Genomic DNA, 18,055 nt, shown 5'->3' with positions numbered 1-18,055 from the left:
ATCTCGCCGGGATCCGGCTCAAACAGGCCAACATCCCCTTCACCATCGTCGAAAAGAACGCCGTGCCCGCCGGCCCCGCCCATGCTCAAGTCGATCCCCAGCGGGCTGCGGGCGAAGCCCTGGCCGCCGGCGCCGCCGGCGCCCGCGATACCCCCGAGACCGCTGGCGTCGCCGCCTGCCCCGCCGGCCCCGCCGAAGCCCAGGAAGAGGCCGGTTCCGTTGCCGCCGGCCCCGCCGGCTCCGCCGGTGCTTCCGGCGGCGGTCACGGCACCGCCGGCCTCGGCGGCCCCGCCGATCCCCGCGAGGAAGCCGGAGTGGCCGCCGGCCCCGCCGGCCCCGCCGTTAGAGCCGGGAATTCCGATCGCACCGGCCCCGCCGGCGCCGCCATTCCCGATCAGGAGGGCGTTGCCGCCGGCCCCGCCGGCGCCGCCGGTGCCGAGGCCGGCGGTGCCACCCGTCCCCCCGGCGCCGCCATTGCCCCAGAGCCAGCCGCCGGTGCCGCCATGCCCGCCCGCCATGCCGGGGCCGCCGGTCCCGCCCATGCCGCCTATGCCCAACAACCCGGCCGCCCCTCCGGCGCCACCGACCTGCCCGACCCCGCCCGAGCCGCCGTTGCCGCCGCGGCCCCACAGGATCCCGCCCGGGCCGCCGTTCTGCCCGGTCCCCGCGGCGCCGTCAGTGCCGGGGCCGATCAGCGGGCGATGAAGCAACGTGTTGGTCGGCGCGTTGATGACCCCGAGGGCGTCTTGGGCCAGTGTCTGCAACGGTGACGAGTTGGCCGCTTCCGCGGCCGAGTAGGCGCCGCCCGCGGCGTTGAGGGCCTGCACAAACTGCGCGTGGAACGTTGCCGCTTGAGCGCTGAGCGCCTGGTATTGCGCGCCGTGGCTGGCGAACAGGGAAGCGATCGCCGTCGACACCTCGTCGCTGGCGGCGGCCAGTAAGCCGGTCGTGGGGATGGCCGCTGCCGAATTGGCGGCGCTCAACGATGAGGCGATGCCCGCGACGTTCTCCGCGGCCGTCGCGACGGCGTCCGGGACTGCAACCAGAAATGACATCCGACAACCTCCAGCTCGCCCACCCTCAGCGGATGGTAGGCACCCCAGGTGGCCAATTCGACACGTTTACAACAATTCAAAGCTGGTTCCCAGCAGCGGCTTAGCGGGGAAACATGTTCACGATCCGGTCGCGCGGCGGCCGGCCGAACCGGACGTAAGGAGCGTCGTGGCCCCGATTCTCACGGCCTGCAGCGGCTTTTTGCTCGCGGTCTTGTGGATGGATCTGATCTTCGACGTCCAGGTCTTCCAATATCGGCGTGCGGGTCCGGAATTGCCCGAACGCGTGCTCGCGTCCATCGCGGATTACTACCGCCGCGCCACGACCACGTCGCGACCGATGAGCCACGTCATCGCCGCCGTCATGCTCGTTTTGTTGGCGGCGTTGGGGTTTCAGGCCGCCCGGGGTGACGACCCGGTATGGCTGCTGGCGACCTCGGCCGCGCTCGCGGGGGTGCCGGTGGTGCTGGCGCTGACGCACACGGTCCCGGGCGCCGTTCGGCTCGGGCGCCGGGCGGACGGTCCGGCCGAACAGACCCGGCTAGCGCGGGCCATCTTCCGCGATCACCTGGTCTGCTTCGCGGGCATGCTGGCGTTCCTGGTCCTGTGGACCGCCCACGGGTGCAGCTGACAACGGCCTGAAACGTCGTAGTGCCGAAGCGCTGGCCGGGGGCGGCTGGCCACGTCAGGGCTGCGGGTACTAAACTAGAACACGTTTCAGTTCTTCTAGCATCGGTCAAGCTTTCCAGGAGTAGGCATGCACACCCCGATTTGCGACGAGCTTGGTATCGAGTTCCCGATCTTCGCCTTCACCCACTGCCGCGATGTCGTGGTCGCCGTCAGCAAGGCCGGTGGTTTCGGCGTGCTCGGCGCCGTCGGCTTCACGCCCGAGCAGCTGGAGATCGAGCTCAACTGGATCGACGAGAACATCGGCGATCACCCCTACGGCGTCGACATCGTCATCCCGAACAAATACGAGGGCATGGACTCCCACCTCTCCGCGGAGGAGCTGGCCGAGACGCTGCGCAAGATGGTGCCGCAGGAGCATCTGGACTTCGGCAAGAAGATCCTCGCCGACCACGGGGTGCCGATCGAAGACAGCGACTCCGACAGCCTGCAACTGCTCGGGTGGACCGAGGCGACGGCCACCCCACAGGTCGAGGTGGCGTTGAAGCACCCCAAGGTGAAGATGATCGCCAACGCGCTCGGCACTCCCCCGGCCGACATGATCAAGCACATCCACGACGCCGGGCTCAAGGTGGCCGCGCTGTGTGGCTCGCCGTCGCAGGCCCGCAAGCACGCCGACGCGGGCGTCGACATCATCATCGCCCAGGGCGGCGAGGCCGGCGGACACTGCGGCGAGGTGGGCTCGATCGTGTTGTGGCCGCAGGTCGTTAGGGAGGTCGCCCCGGTGCCGGTGCTGGCGGCGGGGGGCATCGGGAGCGGTCAGCAGATCGCGGCCGCCCTGGCGCTGGGTGCGCAGGGCGCCTGGACCGGCTCGCAGTGGCTGATGGTCGAGGAATCCTCGAACACGCCCGTGCAGCAGCAGGCGTACGTCAAGGCGGGCAGCCGCGACACCGTCCGGAGCCGCTCGTTCACGGGCAAGCCGGCCCGGATGCTGCGCAACGACTGGACCGAGGCCTGGGAGCAGCCGGACAACCCGAAGCCGCTCGGTATGCCGTTGCAGTACATGGTTTCCGGCATGGCGGTGCGGGCCACCAACCGGTATCCCAACGAGTCCGTCGACGTCGCGTTCAACCCGGTCGGTCAGGTGGTCGGGCAGTTCACCAAGGTGGAGAAGACGGCGACCGTCATCGAGCGGTGGGTGCAGGAGTACCTGGAAGCGACCAACAGGCTGGACGAGCTGAACGAGGCCGCCTCCGTCTGACGATTACTCGTCGTCGATTTCGTCGACGCCGTCCCCGCCGGTGAAGACCTCCTTCGTGCGGTCGACCGCGTAGGCGCCGATGTCGATCGAGTTCTGGACGATGCCGCTGGCGCCGCCGGCGACGTCGCCGCGGATGATGTCCCCGGCGTGTTCGACGATGTCCGAGGCCTTTTCGACGGCGTTCGTCGCGATGTCCCTGACCGCGTCGACCGCGTCTTTCGGATTGAAGCCCATCGGGATCTCCTTTTGTCGCATGGCCTTTCGCACGACTCTAGACGTTCAGTAGTTGACCAGAGTGCGCCAGTAGGCCTCGGGGATCTCGGCGCCGGACCGCAGGACGCGCGCCAGTCCGAGGGCCATCGCGACGCCGAGCAGCCCCAGCCACAGCCCGGCCAGCCCGATGACGGCCCAGAGCACGGCGGTGAGCGCCGGCCAAGGCGACAGCACGGCGAGCACCGGCGCGAAGAAGAAACCGGCCCCGATGTACCAGGCCGAGCCGGCCCGGTCGGACGCGAGCACGAAGCGCAGCCAGCGCGGAACGGGCGCTTCGGCGGGCCGGGTGGCACTCATCGCCGGCCCGTCACGAAGAGGGAGGGAAGAACCCCGCCCCGGTGAACCACCCCTCCTGCCACCCCTGGTCCCCCAGGCACAGCATGGGCAGCCCGCGCTCCGACTGCGCGGCCGCCTGCGGGCCCGGGCACTTCGCGCCGGCCTGCTGCACGCCGTAGAGCGGATAGGAGATGACCCAGTAGCCGGTGGTGGCCGCGGGGAATTGGTTGGGCGGCGGGAAGTGACAGGCCTCGGCCTGCCCGCTGGGGCCGCGTCCGAAGATGAAGCGCTCGTAGTTGTCGCAGGGCGCACCCAGCGAGGCCTGATAGTTCATGTTCGGCACGTCGCCGGTGTAATGCTGATCGGCCGCGGCGGACGGCGCCATGCCGATCGTGATGCCCGCTATCGAAGCGGCGCTGAGCAGTTCCCGAATCATGTTCCACCCCACCTGTCGCCGGTGACCTGGACCAAAGCATATCCAGCGGTCACCGACGCCGGTAGGTGCAGATCACCACCCCGGTCCCGGTTGCCGTCGTCGACACCAGCTCCAGCGGGCGTGCCCGGCCGTCGCCGGGAAACAGCCGCTTGCCGCCGCCGAGCAGGATCGGCTCGATCATCAGCCGGTATTCGTCGACCAGGTCGTGCTCGATCAGCTGTGCGGCCAGCGACGGGCTGCCCATCACCTGGATCGCCCGGCCGTCGCGGGCGCGCAACTCACGAATCGCGCCGATCGCATCGTCGGGGGGTAGCAGGGCCGAGCCGGTCCAGCCCAGGTCGTCCTGGCTAAGCGTCCGGGACGCCACGTATTTGGGAATCTCGTTCATGCGGTCGGCGAACGGGTCGCCGCCGCGCGCCGGCCAGGCGGCGGCCATCGTCTGCCAGGTGCGACGGCCGAACAGCAGCGCGTCGGTGCCGGCCATCGTCTCGGCGACGGCGGGTCCCATGGTCTCCGGTTCGAAGTACGGCGTGGACCAGCCCCCGTGCGCGAATCCCCCGTCGGTGTCCTCACCCTGGCCGCCCGGGGCCTGGACGATCCCGTCCAGGCTGATGAAGTGACTGAGAACGATGCGCATGTGCTCCCTTTCGGTCGGTCGGTGCTGGCTCTTCCCATACAGACCGGCGCGGCCCGCGAAACTCAGCGCGACTGAACGTGTTGCAATTCGGGCCGCCGATCTTGCTGCAACGCTTCCCAACCGTGGTGTAGCAATGGTTTCCTAGCACAAGGACGCCTAGAGGACTTCGTATCGAGGAGTGCGCCATGTCAACCGCAGAGCCGACGGCCAAGCCGGCCCCCAACCTGCCGCCGGGATTCGATTTCACGGATCCAGACGTCCACGCGGAGCGGCTGCCGGTGGAGGAGCTGGCCGAGCTGCGCCGAACCGCGCCGATCTGGTGGAACGAGCAGCCGGTCGGGGCGGGCGGGTTCGACGACGGCGGCTTCTGGGTGGTCTCCAAGCACAAGGACGTCAAAGAGGTTTCGCTGCGCAGCGACATCTTCTCCAGCCTGGAAAAGACCGCGTTGCCGCGCTATAAGGACGGCACGGTCGGCGAGCAGGTCGAACGCGGCAAGTTCGTCCTGCTCAACATGGATGCGCCGCAGCACACCCGGCTGCGCAAGATCATCTCGCGCGCCTTCACTCCCCGGGCCATCGAGCGCCTGCGCGACGACCTCGCCGAGCGTGCCCGGCGCATCGTCGAGGAAGCGGCCGCCGAGGGGCGCGGCGACTTCGTCGAGCAGGTCTCGTGCGAGCTGCCGTTGCAGGCCATCGCCGGGTTGATGGGTGTGCCGCAGGAAGAGCGCAAGAAGCTCTTCCACTGGTCCAACGAGATGGTCGGCGACCAGGACCCCGAGTTCGCCAACAACGACGCCATCACCGCCTCCGTCGAACTCATCATGTACGGCATGCAGATGGCGGCCGACCGGACGGCGAATCCCGGGGAAGACCTCGTGACCAAGCTGGTGCAGGCCGACATCGACGGGCACAAGCTCTCCGACGATGAATTCGGCTTCTTCGTCATCCTGCTCGCGGTGGCCGGCAACGAGACCACCCGCAACTCGATCACCCAGGGCATGATGGCCTTCACCGACTTTCCCGATCAATGGGAGCTGTTCAAGAGGGAGCGTCCGGCCACTTCGGCCGACGAGATCGTGCGGTGGGCCACCCCGGTCACGTCGTTTCAGCGCACCGCGCTGCAGGACTACGAGCTGTCCGGCGTGCAAATCAAGAAGGGCCAGCGGGTGGTGATGGTCTACCGCTCGGCCAATTTCGACGAGGACGTGTTCGACGACCCGTTCACCTTCAACATCCTGCGCGACCCCAACCCGCACGTGGGATTCGGCGGCACCGGTGCGCATTACTGCATCGGGGCGAACCTGGCGCGGATGACGATCGACCTGATGTTCAACGCGATCGCCGACGGCATCCCGAACCTGGAATCGATCGGAAAACCCGAACGGCTGCGGTCGGGCTGGCTCAACGGCATCAAGCACTGGCAGGTCGACTACCACACCGACGGGGAGGCCAAATGACCTGTCGCGCATTACGCTAAGGCGATGCCGACACACCAAGCCGTCCGGATCCAGTCAGCGGGCGGTCCGCTGGAGCTCGCCGAAGTAGACACGCGGCCGCCGGGGCGCGATGAAGTGCGCATAGCCGTCACCGCCTGCGGTGTGTGCGGTACCGACCGCGCCTTCGTGCACGGCGGATTCCCCAACATGTCGTGGCCGTTGACCCCGGGCCACGAAATCGCCGGAACCATAGCCGAAATCGGCGAGGGCGTCGACGACTTCGCGGTGGGCGATCGCGTCGCCGTCGGCTGGTTCGGCGGGTGCTGTTACCGCTGCGACCCGTGCCGCAAGGGTCTTTTCATCCACTGCGTCAACGGCAAGGTGCCGAGCTGGCACTATCCCGGCGGCTACGCGGAATCGGTGACGGTGCCGGCCAACGCGCTGGCCCGGATCCCGTCGGAGCTCACCGACGCCGAAGCCGCGCCGATGGGCTGCGCGGGCGTCACCACCTACAACGCCTTGCGTCACACGAAGGCGACGCCCGGCGACCGGGTGGCCATCCTCGGCGTCGGCGGGCTCGGGCACCTCGGCGTGCAGTTCGCCCGGGCGATGGGTTTCGAGACCATCGCAATCAACCGCGGCCGCGGCAAAGAGGAGGACGCCCGAAAGCTGGGCGCCCACCACTACATTGACTCCACCGCCGCCGATCCCGCGGAGGCGCTGAAGGCCCTCGGCGGCGCGGCGGTCGTGCTGGCGACCGCGGGCAACTCGGCGGCGATGGCCGCAACCGTCGGCGGGATATCGCCGCAAGGCGAGCTGGTCACCATCGGCGTCACGCCCGAACCGTTGCCGATCAGTCCCATCCAGCTCATCACGCCGGGGGTGAGCATCGTGGGCCATCCCTCCGGCACGGCCAAAGACGTCGAGGACACTATGCATTTCGCGGTCCTGTCCGGGGTGCGGGCTTGGATCGAGGAACTGCCGCTGGCGCAGGCGGCCGAGGGCTACGCGGCCCTGGAGCAGGGGCGAGCGCATTACCGCACCGTTTTGACGATGTGACTACAGTCGGCCTGTGACCGACCTTTGGACCATGACCGCATCCGACGGTGAGTTGACGATCCGCACCGGCGTCACCGGCCCGGCCGCGCGGATGGGCCACCGGCTCACCATCGCGATGACGCGCTGGGAGGCCGCCGTGGCCTGGGCCGGCGCCGAACCGGTCACCGCGGCGCTGACGGTCGAGGTCGATTCGTTCGAGGTGCTCCACGGCGAGGGCGGGGTCAAGGGGTTGTCCGGGCCGGAGAAGGTCCTGGTGAAGTCGAACGCGTTGAAGTCGTTGGACGCCAAACACTATCCCGAGATCCGCTTCGCCACCGACACGATCGACAAGGCCGACGACGGCTACCGCCTGACCGGGGAGCTCCACATTCGCGGCAAGTCCCGCAAGCACGTCATCGACTTGCGCGCAACCGATCTCGGCGACCAGTGGCGAATGTCGGTCGAATCCACCGTTGCGCAAACCGATTACGGCGTCAGGCCTTATTCGCTGCTGATGGGCTCGGTGAAGGTCGCCGACGAGGTGTCGGTGTCCTTTACCGCGGTGCACCCCAAGGCCTGAGCGATACGCCGAGACATAAGCCGTTGCGATTCGCCGCGGCGTGTCTTCGCAACTGGTTATGTGTCGCGGAGCGAGATGCCCTAAGGCGTCGGCTCGTGGGGCGGCGCCGAATCACTGGCGTCGCCGGGGATGTGCTCGAGCACCCGGGTCAAGTAGGGCTGGCGGCCGCTCGCGTCCGGCTGCGGCTCGTCGGGGGCGCCTTGCTGCTCTCCGCCGGCCCCGGACGCCGGGGCGGGCTCGCCCACGGGTGCCTTGGGCTTGGGCGCGGGCGGGACCACCTCCGGCGGGGGCGCGACGGCGGGCGCGACGGCCTCGGCCATCTGCGCGGGCGGCGCGTGCACGACGCGCTTCGTCGGCGCGGACTCACTGGCCGGGGCCAGCTGAATACCCAACGCGAGCGACAGCGACGAGACGAAAGTGATTGCGCCGGCGGCCAACGCCGTCGCTGCGCCGGTGTAGGACAACTTCCGGGGCCGCGCCGCGGGCGCGGCGACGGGCTCACTGACGTGCGACACCAGCTGTTCGTCGGTGAACTCGGTGCTGTTGGCCGCGGCCAGCGCCGCGCCGCGCGCGATGGTCACCTGGGCCATGGTCTGGGCGAAAACGGGTACCGGCAAAGCCTTTTCGAGCTGCCACGAGAACCCGTTGAGGTCGCTGTCCGCGCCGACGACCACCACCCCGCCGGGGCGCCATCCATTCGGTCGTTCGAACATCCCGCTCAGCCAGGACCGCAGCCCGTCGAAGCCGCCGCGCACGTGCTTGACGGCCGTTTGCGTCTCACCGTCGTGGGTGTCGACCATGACGACGGTCGCCCACTCATGCTCGAGGATGCAGACGGCGGTCTGCTCGTAGCCGATGACGGGCGCGATCGCGCGGGCGAGGGTCTCGACCGCCTCGAGCATCCGGACCGGCACCACGTTGTCCAGGCCGGCGTCGGTCAGCGCCTCCAGCACCAGCGCCGCCTGAGCGGACGCTTCGTTGCTCCAGGTCAGCCCTACGACGCGCACCCGACGGTCGCTCGATGCCGCCAGCGCGTCGACCCGCAGCACCTCGTCCGCCACCAAGTCCGCGGTGCTCAGGGCGCGCGCCCCACGGCCGCTGGGCAGGCCCAATTCCTGATGGTCCAGGATCGTGCCGTCGGCGCCGTGCCCCTCGGCGAGGACCCACCCGACGGTGGTCGGCGTCAGTGACAGCCCCAGTACCGTGTCCAAACTTGCACCTCGATCGGCCCGGACCTCCGCCACCCTCACCCGCGATTGCGCACCAAAAGCTCGCTGGCGCGGCAGTTCGTGAGGGCCGGAACGGACCGGAATGTGTGGTCTCCATCGGCTTGCTCCGTGAGAGCCTACGCGGTCCGCGCAAGTTCGGCTGCCCCGGTATTGAATTCGCGTTGAACTCGCAGGCCACGCGCGTGCGCACCCCCGCAGCGGCCCTCCGCCGCCGGTCCTTGGGCCCGAAAATCGCCTTTTGTGGCCGCCGCGCTCGGCTGACCGGCGGCCCGCGGGCGTGTCGAACAAATAGACGCGCCATTCGACGAGATGTCCTTATACATCGGGCGTCGCAGCGGTCGACGCACCGCCATGCGTTCGCCGTCGCGGACCCCGCTGCCTGGCGATTCGGGCGGTATGCCCCCCCGGCGCGCCTTTGTCCACAATGCGAAATTCGGTCCGAAACCGATATGAAACCGAGACAACACCGCGTCCCAATCGACATTTGGCCGAATAACCCGGTAAATTCCAGCTGAGACCGCCATCACATACGGACAAGGGGCAGGTATGACAGACGTGAGCGAGAAGATCCGGGCCTGGGGGCGCCGGCTTTTGGTCGGTGCAGCCGCGGCTGTCACCCTGCCGGGCCTGATCGGTCTTGCCGGTGGCGCCGCGACGGCGGGGGCGTTCTCCCGCCCGGGTCTGCCGGTCGAGTACCTGCAGGTACCGTCCGGCGCGATGGGCCGCAACATCAAGGTGCAGTTCCAAAGCGGTGGAAACGGCTCCCCGGCGGTGTACCTGCTCGACGGACTGCGGGCCCAGGACGACTACAACGGCTGGGACATCAACACCCCCGCCTTCGAGTGGTACTACAAGTCGGGCCTTTCGATCATCATGCCGGTCGGCGGGCAGTCCAGCTTCTACGCCGACTGGTACGGCCCCGCCTGCGGTAAGGCCGGCTGCTCGACCTATAAGTGGGAGACCTTCCTCACCAGCGAGCTGCCGCAATGGCTGAACTCCAACCGCAGCGTCAAGCCCAACGGCAGTGCCGCGGTCGGCATCTCGATGTCCGGCTCCTCGGCGCTGATCCTCGCCGCCTACCACCCGGGCCAGTTCGTCTACGCGGGCTCGCTGTCCGCCCTGATGGACCCGTCTTCGGGAATGGGGCCCAGCTTGATCGGCCTGGCGATGGGTGACGCCGGCGGCTACAAGCCCGACGCCATGTGGGGCCCCTCGAGCGACCCGGCCTGGCAGCGCAACGACCCCACCATCCAGATCCCGAAGCTGGTCGGCAACAACACCCGCCTGTGGATCTACTGCGGCAACGGCACGCCGTCGGAGCTGGGCGGGGCCAACATGCCCGCCGAGTTCCTGGAGAACTTCGTGCGTAGCAGCAACCTGAAGTTCCGGGACGCCTACAACGCGGCCGGCGGTCACAACGCCGTGTTCAACTTCGACGCCAACGGGACGCACAGCTGGGAGTACTGGGGCGCGCAGCTCAACGCCATGAAGGGTGACCTGCAGGGCAGCCTGGGCGCCACCCCCGGAGGCGGCGGCTAACCACCCACTTACCCAACCTAATTCGCTACTGCGCCTGACGACGACGTCGGGCGCGGTAGCGCGTTAAGGGGCCCTGAGCCGGTCGGTGACGTCGACCCAGGCCGTCGAGTCGCTGCGGTGGTCGTTCATGTTCCGGCACTGACCGTAGACGCGCAGCACGCCCACGCTCGGCTCCTCGCTTTGCAGATAGACGATCGCGGTGGCGGCGTCCTTGGTGAGCGACTCGCCGAACGCGTGATCATTCGGCGGCAGGCCGCGGGTCCAACCATGGGCGGCCAGCGTCGCAGCGGTCGCCGGGAAGAACGCGTCGGGCCGGGCGCCGGCGGGCAGCGCGAAGGTCAGGTAGATCGCGCCCTGATAGGGCGGCTCGTCGCGGTTCTTGCATGACATCAGCGTGTAGCCCGCCGACGCGGTCTGCAGCCGGGCCAACCCGACGATCTGTTGGGCCGGCTCTACCACCTGAGCCAGGGACTGATCGTCGCCGACCGGGTTGGCGGGGTGGTCCACGACGTCGGCGGGTGTCGTGTGCAGCCTGTCCACCGCCAGGAAAGCTCCGCCCAGCAGCAGTGAGGCCGTCAGCGCGGCGCCGATCAGCGCGCGAACCTGGGTCGAGCGCAACCCGGCGGCCGGAGACGTCAGTGGCATCAGCGGCCAGGCTAACTCCGGAAAGGCCCGGCGTGCGGTCAGAATCATCGTCATGGGTTGCGGGCGAGCCGTCCTGATCGGCTGCTGGGTGGCGGCGACCGTGCTGGCCCCGCAGGCGCGAGCCGATCCCACCGGCGCGCTGACGCCGTTGGTTGACGCCGCCGCGCAGCGGCTGCAGGTCGCCGAGCCCGTGGCCGCGTTCAAGTGGACTACCCACGGCGCCATCGAGGATCCGGGCCGCGTCCAGCAGGAGCTCGCGCACGCGCGCCGGGAGGCGGACGCCGCGCGCATCGACGCCGACTACGTCGCGCGGGTGTTCGGCGACCAGATCAGCGCCACGGAGGCAATCGAATACAGCCGGTTCGCGGGGTGGAAGCTCAGGCCGGCGGACGCGCCCTCCGCGGCGCCGGACCTGTCGGCGTCGCGGGCGAGGATCGATGGCTTCAACCGCGCGATGCTGGCCGAGATCGCGACCCACTGGGACCTGTTGCACTCGTCGGCCTGCGGCCCGGAGCTGGACGCCGCAAGGGCCGACGTGATACGCGCCCGAGGGCTGGATGACCTTTATCAACAAGCGCTTTCGCTCGCGTCTCAGTCGTATTGCCAGGGCTAGTTTATTTAACTCTCACGATTTTCTAAAACTGCGAATCCGCTGCTCACAGGGCTGATTTCGCTGCTAGAGGGCATATCTCGCGACATTTTCGAATCGGTAACGCTTCGGACACGCCACGCGAAAAGCCTGGCATGAGAAAACTCTGCAAGCCTCTCGTCAAGTCCGCGATGGTCGGCGGGTTCGTTGCAGCGTCGCTGACTTTCCCCTCCGGCGTGGCAGACGCCGCTCCCCTCGGCCCCAACTGGGACGCCGTCGCGCAGTGCGAGTCCGGTGGCAACTGGCAAGCCAACACCGGAAACGGCGAATACGGTGGGCTGCAATTCAAGCCGAGCACCTGGGCCCGGTACGGCGGCGTGGGCAACCCGGCGGCCGCGTCCAGGGAGCAACAGATCGCGGTGGCCAACCGGGTCTTCGCGGACCAGGGGGTCGAGGCCTGGCCGAAGTGCGGCGCGGCGTCGGGCCTGCCCATCGCGTGGTATTCGCATCCCGCCCAGGGCATCAAGCAGATCATCAACGGCCTGATTCAGGCGGCGGTGCCACACTGATCGGTTCCGGCTCGCGCTCTATGACCCGGCGCCAAGCTGTGTTTGGATCAGCCCATGGAAGGTTCGGCGACGGTTCACATGGCGGCGCCCGCGGACAGGATCTGGGATCTCATCGCGGATGTTCGCAACACCGGACGGTTCTCCCCCGAGGTGTTTGAGGCGGAGTGGCTGGGCGACGCGAACGGCCCGGCCCTGGGCGCCAAATTTCGCGGCCACGTCCGGCGCAACGAGCTGGGACCGGTCTACTGGACGACGTGCGAGGTCACCGCGTGCGAGCCCGGCCGCGAGTTCGGTTTCGCGGTGCTGCTCGGCGACAGGCCGGTGAATAACTGGCATTACCGCTTGGCGCCCAGCGATGGCGGCACCGACGTGACGGAGTCGTTCCGGCTCACCCCGGCGCCCTGGCTCGGCGTCTACTGGTTGCTCGGGGGTTTCCTGCGCCGCCGGCGCAACGTTCGGGACATGACCAAGACACTCAACCGCATCAAAGACGTCGTCGAGGCGGGCTGACGCGTCGTGAAATCGGTCTTCATCACCGGCGCGGGCAGCGGCATGGGCCGGGAGGGCGCCAAGCTCTTCCACGCCAAGGGCTGGCGGGTCGGTGCCGTCGACCGCAACGAAGAAGGCCTGGCCGCGCTGCGCCAGGAGCTGGGCGACGATCGGCTCTGGACGCGCGCGGTGGACGTGACGGACAAGGCCGCCCTCGACGGCGCCCTGGCGGACTTCTGCGCCGGCAACGACGGCGGCGGACTCGACATGATGTGGAACAACGCCGGCATCGGCGAATCGGGTTGGTTCGAGGACGTGCCGTACGAGGCCTCGATGCGCGTCGTCGAGGTCAACTTCAAGGCGGTGCTGACGGGCGCCTACGCCTCGCTGCCCTACCTGAAGAAGACCCCCGGCAGCCTGATGTTCTCGACGTCGTCGTCCTCGGGCACCTACGGGATGCCGCGCATCGCGGTCTACTCGTCGACCAAGCACGCGGTCAAGGGGCTCACCGAGGCGCTGAGCGTGGAGTGGCAGCGACATGGGGTTCGGGTCGCCGACGTGCTGCCGGGCCTGATCGACACCGCCATCCTCACCACCACGACCAACCACTCCGACGACGGCGGCCCGGCGATGACTGGCGAGGAGCTGCGCGCGCGGGCGCCCAGGAAGGGCATGATGCGCCTGATGCCGGCGAGCAGCGTGGCGGAGGCGGCGTGGCAGGCTTACCACGACCCGAAGCGATTGCACTGGTATGTGCCCAAGAGCATCCGGATGATCGACGTGCTCAAGGGCCTGAGCCCGGAGTTCGTGCGGGGTCGCATCGCCAAGTCCCTACCGGCGCTGCTGCCGAAGCGACAGTGAAGGAGATGGCTCGGTGCAAAACCGTTGGCTCGCAAGCGCTTTCATCCTGATCGCGATGGGCGGCATCGCCGGGTGCGGGCAGGCGCAGACCGTGCCCCGAAAAGCCGCCCGCGTCACCATCGACGGCACCACGCACACGGCCCGCCCGGCGGCGTGCAGCCAGACCCAGTCGTATCGGACGCTTGACATCGGCGACGAGAATGGCCACGTCGAAGCGACGGTCCTGCTCAGCGGCTACCGCGTCATCCCGCAGTGGGTGAAGATCCGCAACGTCGACGGGTTCACCGGCAGCTACTGGCAGGGCGGGGTGGGCGATGCGCGCGCCGACCTCACCAACGGGGACTACACGATCACCGGCAGCGCCTACGGCATCAGCAACAGCAATCCGAACAAGACGGTGAACACCGACTTCAAGATCATCGCCGAGTGCTGAGTCCGGCGGCTTACCCTGGGTGAGGCCCGAGGTGAGGGAGGCGCAGTGAAAGAGCGGTTGCACTGGCTCGCGATGCACGGTTTCGTGCGGGGTGTCGCGTCGATCGGAATGCGGCTGGGCGACGTGCAGGCCAGGTTGATCGCCGACCCGACGGTGGCCACGGATCTGGTGTCGTTCTACGAACAACTGCGCGCCCTCGGGCCGATGGTGAAGGGCCGCGTCAACTATCTGACGCCCGACCACGCGGTCGCGCACGAACTGCTGCGATCCGACGACTTCCGCGTGGTGAACATGGGCTCGAACCTGCCGGCGCCGCTGCGCTGGCTGGAGCGCCGCACCAGCGACGGGCTCTTGCATCCGGTGCGCGCGCCGTCGCTGCTGGCCGTGGAGCCGCCGGACCACACCCGCTATCGCAAGACCGTCTCGGCCGTGTTCACGCCCAGGGCGGTCGCCGCGTTGCGTGACGGGGTCGAACAGACCGCGACGAAACTGCTGGATCAGCTGGCCGGCCAATCCGGCGTGGTCGACGTCGTCGGGCGGTACTGCTCGCAACTTCCGGTCGCGATCATCAGCGACATCCTCGGCGTGCCCGAACGCGACCGGCCGCGCGTGCTGGAGTTCGGCGAGCTGGCCGCGCCGAGCCTGGACCTCGGCCTGCCGTGGCGGCAATACCGGCGGGTGCAGGAAGGGATCGCCGGATTCAACTCCTGGCTCGCCGATCACCTCAACGAGTTGCGACGCGCCCCCGGTGACGACCTGATGAGCCAGCTGATCCAAACGGCCGAACACGGTTCCGCCGAAACGCATCTCGATCCGCACGAATTGCAGGGGATCGCCGGCCTGGTGTTGGCCGCCGGGTTCGAGACCACGGTGAACTTGCTGGGCAACGGGATTCGGATGTTGCTGGACAACCCCGAGCATTTGGAGACGTTGCGCCGGCGTCCCGAACTGTGGCCCAACGCCGTCGAGGAGATCCTGCGGCTCGATTCGCCGGTACAGCTCACCGCGCGCGTGGCGCTGCGGGACGTGGAGGTGGCGGGCACGCCGATCAAAGGCGGCGACTTGGTGGTGATCTATCTTGCCGCCGCGAACCGGGATCCGTCGGTATTCGGAGATCCGCACCGCTTCGACATCGAAAGGCCCAATGCGGGAAGGCATCTCGCGTTCTCCGGGGGCCGGCACTTCTGCCTGGGGGCCGCGCTCGCGCGCGCCGAGGGGGAAGTCGGGCTGCGGACGTTCTTCGACCGTTTTCCGCGGGCGCGGGCGGCCGGCGCCGGAAGCAGGCGGGACACCCGGGTGCTGCGGGGTTGGTCGACGCTGCCGGTGACGCTGGGGCCGGCGCGGTCGATGGCCCCGGTGGACGCCTAGATCGCCGTGTTCAGCGGCGGCGTCGGCGTCGCCGACTCGGCCAGCCTCCCCTGCCGGACGAACAGGCCGCGATGAGCGCGGTCGGGCCGGCGGTGACGCCGACGAGCGCCAGTCGCCGGATGGCCTCGCGCCGGGTCAGCAGGCCGTCGACCCGGTCGGCCGCAGTCTCCTCGGGGGTATCGCGCTGCACGGTCACGTCGCCAAGTATGCGGCACAGGCGTGGTCAAAACCTATCGAGACACCCTTCATTGATTGCCGCCGCGCAGCCGTGGTTGACACGCGTTGAGCAACCTAGTTTATTTGCCGCTATGACAGAGGTTTCTGAGATCGCGGTCGAGGACGTCGTCGTCGGGATGTGGCAGGCGCTGTCGCGTCGGGACTGGGACGCGGTCAAGACGTTCCTGTCCGACGACTGCCTGTATGTCGACATGCCGGTCCCCGCGCTGTCGGCGCGCGGTCCCGAAGACATCGTCAAGCGGCTCAAGATGGGGCTCGAGCCGCTGGCCGGCTACGAGAACCACGACGGGGTGCTGGTGTCGAATGGTTCCGACGTCATCTACGAGCACTCGGAGACTTGGACTTTCGCATCCGGCGAGCAGGGCGTGCTGAGGTTCGTCACGGTCCACAAGGTCGTCGACGGCAAGATCACTGTCTGGAAAGACTATTGGGACATGAACAGCCTGGTCAGCTTCGCGCCGCCGAACCACTTCGAGAACCTCGCAAACGCGGACACCAGCTGGGTTTTCGACGCGTCCGCGTTGGTCTGACGACGCTGTCTAAAACGCGGCTGTTCGAACGGCGTTCGATCCGTGCGGCCGTCGTCGCGAACCTTGTTCTGCCCCCTCCGACTACCCCGCACGACCAGAACGGCGGATTTCGCTCCCTGGGGTTCGGGGTTTTGCCGTCGAACCGCCGCGCAGCGATGCGCGTAAGAAAGTTCCCACTCCCTACTGCGGAGATGTGACGGCTAAAAGCCGCCATTCGCCGGGTACGCCCTTGAGTTCGTGAGTGCCGCGCTCTTCGAATTCGAGTCCTGACCCGATCACGAGGTCGCGCAGCGTGCTGGACACGAGCACCTCGTTCGGCCCGGCCACTGCGCTCACCCGGGCACCGATGTGCACGCCGATCCCGCCGATGTCATCGCCGCGAACCTCGCATTCGCCGGTATGCAACCCGGCGCGCACCTCGATGCCGAGCGACTGCACCGCGTCGCGAATTGCCATGGCGCAGCGGATCGCCCGCTGAGGACCGTCGAACATCGCCAGGAACCCGTCTCCTGATGTGTTCACCTCGCGGCCCCGAAACCGAGCGAGCTGTGACCGCACCACGGCGTCGTGCGCATCAAGCAGGGCATGCCAGTCACGGTCGCCCATCTCGGCGGCGCGGCGCGTCGAGTCCACGATGTCGGTGAACAACACCGTTGCGAGCACTCGGTCGTCGGCCACCTCGGCCTGCTCGCCGGTGAGAAACTCAGCGATCAACTGGAACGAATCGCGCCACGGTTCCACGAAGTGATACATGTTGCGTCCGGGTAGCTCAACGTATTTCGCATCCGGTATGTGATCAGCGACGTCCTTGCCCATCGAGGGCGTGATAAACGGGTCGTCAGTGTGCTGGACCACGAGGGTTGGTACGCGGACTGTCGGAAGGAGTGCCCGCACGTCCATTTGCGCCAGCGGCATCACGAGACCAACGGTCCCTGGGCTGGCAGCCAGGCGATCATGTCGCGCCCACATAGCTCGGACCTCCTCGTTCCATGGCATGTCCGGATTTGTCGCATGTTCAAACTCCCCCGTGCCCCAAGTGGCCACCACCCAGGCGATGAATTTTTCCTGGTCGAAATCATCGGTGCGCACAAGATGTGCATAGCCTTCGAGCACGACGAGTGCGGCGGTGCGGGACGGATGTGTTGCTGCGAACAGCGCCGCTGTCGCAGACGCGGCGTTGGTCGCCACGAGCACCGCTTCGCGACTTCCTAGATCGTCCAAGACTGCGGTGATGCTGTCCGACCATTGCTCCAAGGTTGGCATTGCTCCCGGGGTGACGGGATCGGATACTCCCGTGCCGGGTTGGTCGAAAAAGATGAGCCGACCGAGCGATGCCATTGCCTCGATCCATCCCTGAAGGGACGGTAGCTCGGGAAGAGCCTCGCAACAGAAGAACCAGTTGGGGACGAACACGATGTCGCTAGCGCCAGGGGGCGACGCACGGTAGGCGACGCGCAAGTCCCCGTTCATCGCGTAGCGCGTCTCCGAGAACATGGCGGAAGTGTAAGCCCGGGATCGGGTCGAATCTCGGTGTCGCGATACTCAGCCGACCAGCCGGCGGACGTCGATTGCCTCGGTGTCGATGTGGCCCGCTGGCTGGCGCTTCCCGCTGGGCACGATCACGATGTCCACCGTCACCGCCGAGAGGATTACGCACGAGCGTTCCGCGGGACGGTTGAGTGACCGGTTGGTTGCCGCCGAGTACCAGTGCCCGCCTTCCGCGCTCGCTCCATCAACTGTGTCCCACATATATTTCGGCCTTCATTAACGCTGAGACCTCGTATTCCCTGGTCAAGCACCAGTTCGACGTCCTTCGTGCGGAAAGACTATTGCGATATGAACAGTCTCGTCGGCTTCGCGCCGCCGAACCACTTCGAGAACCTCGCAACTGCAGACACCAGCAGCTGGGTGTTCGACGCGTCAAGCCTGGTCTGACTCAGAGGTGCTGCA

Annotated in this window: 22 protein-coding genes and 1 pseudogene; 14 read left to right on the top strand and 9 right to left on the bottom strand. The window is 67.9% G+C overall.

What is annotated here, in order from left to right; all coding sequences use genetic code 11:
- Positions 1-1,055 (bottom strand): PE family protein (locus tag A5673_RS12360; RefSeq protein WP_068232057.1); only part of this gene is annotated, 1,055 nt, incomplete at its 3' end.
- 166 nt (positions 1,056-1,221) lie between these two features.
- Between A5673_RS12360 and A5673_RS12355 the strand changes: the two genes are divergently transcribed.
- Complete coding sequence (locus A5673_RS12355; protein ID WP_068232051.1) at positions 1,222-1,683, top strand: hypothetical protein; 462 nt, start codon at positions 1,222-1,224, stop codon at positions 1,681-1,683.
- Between the two features lie 126 nt (positions 1,684-1,809).
- The gene (locus A5673_RS12350; protein ID WP_068232048.1) at positions 1,810-2,940 is read left to right on the top strand and encodes a nitronate monooxygenase; all 1,131 of its coding nucleotides are present in this window, start codon (positions 1,810-1,812) and stop codon (positions 2,938-2,940) included.
- A gap of 3 nt (positions 2,941-2,943) precedes the next feature.
- On the opposite strand, the gene A5673_RS12345 is transcribed toward A5673_RS12350, so the two are convergent.
- The 4 genes from A5673_RS12345 to A5673_RS12330 are packed head-to-tail and all read right to left on the bottom strand — an operon-like array spanning position 2,944 to position 4,562.
- Positions 2,944-3,174: a hypothetical protein gene (locus A5673_RS12345; protein WP_068232076.1), complete on the bottom strand. Its 231-nt coding sequence runs from the start codon at positions 3,172-3,174 to the stop codon at positions 2,944-2,946.
- A gap of 45 nt (positions 3,175-3,219) precedes the next feature.
- Positions 3,220-3,510, bottom strand: coding sequence for a hypothetical protein (locus A5673_RS12340; RefSeq protein ID WP_068232046.1), 291 nt, complete (start codon positions 3,508-3,510; stop codon positions 3,220-3,222).
- 10 nt (positions 3,511-3,520) lie between these two features.
- Complete coding sequence (locus A5673_RS12335) at positions 3,521-3,925, bottom strand: hypothetical protein (protein WP_068232043.1); 405 nt, start codon at positions 3,923-3,925, stop codon at positions 3,521-3,523.
- A gap of 49 nt (positions 3,926-3,974) precedes the next feature.
- On the bottom strand, positions 3,975-4,562 hold the full coding sequence (locus tag A5673_RS12330; RefSeq protein WP_068232040.1) for a dihydrofolate reductase family protein: 588 nt from the start codon (positions 4,560-4,562) through the stop codon (positions 3,975-3,977).
- A 185-nt stretch (positions 4,563-4,747) separates the two neighbouring features.
- Between A5673_RS12330 and A5673_RS12325 the strand changes: the two genes are divergently transcribed.
- Genes A5673_RS12325 through A5673_RS12315 form a run of 3 tightly spaced genes read left to right on the top strand, consistent with a single transcriptional unit; the run spans position 4,748 to position 7,616 of the window.
- Positions 4,748-6,019 (top strand): cytochrome P450, encoded by a 1,272-nt coding sequence (locus A5673_RS12325; protein ID WP_068232039.1) that lies wholly within the window; start codon positions 4,748-4,750, stop codon positions 6,017-6,019.
- Positions 6,020-6,043: 24 nt separating this feature from the next.
- Positions 6,044-7,057, top strand: coding sequence for an alcohol dehydrogenase (locus tag A5673_RS12320; protein WP_068232037.1), 1,014 nt, complete (start codon positions 6,044-6,046; stop codon positions 7,055-7,057).
- 31 nt (positions 7,058-7,088) lie between these two features.
- On the top strand, positions 7,089-7,616 hold the full coding sequence (locus A5673_RS12315) for a YceI family protein (RefSeq protein WP_068232069.1): 528 nt from the start codon (positions 7,089-7,091) through the stop codon (positions 7,614-7,616).
- Positions 7,617-7,696: 80 nt separating this feature from the next.
- Here A5673_RS12315 and A5673_RS12310 read toward each other — a convergent pair whose 3' ends face one another.
- Positions 7,697-8,827, bottom strand: coding sequence for a hypothetical protein (locus tag A5673_RS12310; RefSeq protein ID WP_068232035.1), 1,131 nt, complete (start codon positions 8,825-8,827; stop codon positions 7,697-7,699).
- A 564-nt stretch (positions 8,828-9,391) separates the two neighbouring features.
- Here A5673_RS12310 and ag85B point away from each other — a divergent pair.
- Positions 9,392-10,384 (top strand): diacylglycerol acyltransferase/mycolyltransferase Ag85B, encoded by a 993-nt coding sequence (ag85B, locus tag A5673_RS12305; RefSeq protein WP_068232032.1) that lies wholly within the window; start codon positions 9,392-9,394, stop codon positions 10,382-10,384.
- Positions 10,385-10,447: 63 nt separating this feature from the next.
- Here ag85B and A5673_RS12300 read toward each other — a convergent pair whose 3' ends face one another.
- Entirely contained in the window at positions 10,448-11,029 is a 582-nt protein-coding gene (locus A5673_RS12300) for a hypothetical protein (RefSeq protein ID WP_197518360.1), read from the bottom strand.
- A gap of 52 nt (positions 11,030-11,081) precedes the next feature.
- On the opposite strand from A5673_RS12300, the gene A5673_RS12295 reads away from it, so the two are divergent.
- From A5673_RS12295 to A5673_RS12270, 6 genes are all read left to right on the top strand, one after another.
- A complete protein-coding gene (locus tag A5673_RS12295; protein WP_068232029.1) occupies positions 11,082-11,642 on the top strand; it encodes a chorismate mutase in 561 nt (186 codons plus the stop codon).
- Positions 11,643-11,773: 131 nt separating this feature from the next.
- The gene (gene rpfC / locus A5673_RS12290) at positions 11,774-12,187 is read left to right on the top strand and encodes a resuscitation-promoting factor RpfC (protein WP_068232026.1); all 414 of its coding nucleotides are present in this window, start codon (positions 11,774-11,776) and stop codon (positions 12,185-12,187) included.
- Between the two features lie 36 nt (positions 12,188-12,223).
- Positions 12,224-12,697: an SRPBCC family protein gene (locus tag A5673_RS12285; protein ID WP_197518361.1), complete on the top strand. Its 474-nt coding sequence runs from the start codon at positions 12,224-12,226 to the stop codon at positions 12,695-12,697.
- A 6-nt stretch (positions 12,698-12,703) separates the two neighbouring features.
- On the top strand, positions 12,704-13,537 hold the full coding sequence (locus tag A5673_RS12280) for an SDR family oxidoreductase (protein WP_068232019.1): 834 nt from the start codon (positions 12,704-12,706) through the stop codon (positions 13,535-13,537).
- A 55-nt stretch (positions 13,538-13,592) separates the two neighbouring features.
- Positions 13,593-13,970, top strand: coding sequence for a lipoprotein LpqH (locus tag A5673_RS12275; protein WP_068232063.1), 378 nt, complete (start codon positions 13,593-13,595; stop codon positions 13,968-13,970).
- Between the two features lie 45 nt (positions 13,971-14,015).
- Positions 14,016-15,338: a cytochrome P450 gene (locus A5673_RS12270; protein ID WP_068232016.1), complete on the top strand. Its 1,323-nt coding sequence runs from the start codon at positions 14,016-14,018 to the stop codon at positions 15,336-15,338.
- Between the two features lie 10 nt (positions 15,339-15,348).
- Here the strand turns inward: A5673_RS12270 and A5673_RS12265 are convergent, their stop codons facing one another.
- A complete protein-coding gene (locus A5673_RS12265; RefSeq protein WP_068232014.1) occupies positions 15,349-15,534 on the bottom strand; it encodes a hypothetical protein in 186 nt (61 codons plus the stop codon).
- A 112-nt stretch (positions 15,535-15,646) separates the two neighbouring features.
- Here A5673_RS12265 and A5673_RS12260 point away from each other — a divergent pair, with 112 nt between their 5' ends.
- Positions 15,647-16,105, top strand: coding sequence for a limonene-1,2-epoxide hydrolase family protein (locus A5673_RS12260; protein ID WP_068232012.1), 459 nt, complete (start codon positions 15,647-15,649; stop codon positions 16,103-16,105).
- Between the two features lie 180 nt (positions 16,106-16,285).
- Here the strand turns inward: A5673_RS12260 and A5673_RS12255 are convergent, their stop codons facing one another.
- On the bottom strand, positions 16,286-17,599 hold the full coding sequence (locus tag A5673_RS12255) for an adenylate/guanylate cyclase domain-containing protein (RefSeq protein WP_068232011.1): 1,314 nt from the start codon (positions 17,597-17,599) through the stop codon (positions 16,286-16,288).
- 321 nt (positions 17,600-17,920) lie between these two features.
- Between A5673_RS12255 and A5673_RS29065 the strand changes: the two are divergent.
- A pseudogene (locus A5673_RS29065) lies at positions 17,921-18,040 on the top strand (nuclear transport factor 2 family protein); the annotation flags it as partial.
- Positions 18,041-18,055 lie beyond the last annotated feature (15 nt).

This window comes from Mycobacterium sp. E3198 (genome assembly GCF_001667015.1).
Classification (GTDB): Bacteria; Actinomycetota; Actinomycetes; order Mycobacteriales; family Mycobacteriaceae; genus Mycobacterium.
This window is presented reverse-complemented; position numbering and strand designations above follow the sequence as displayed.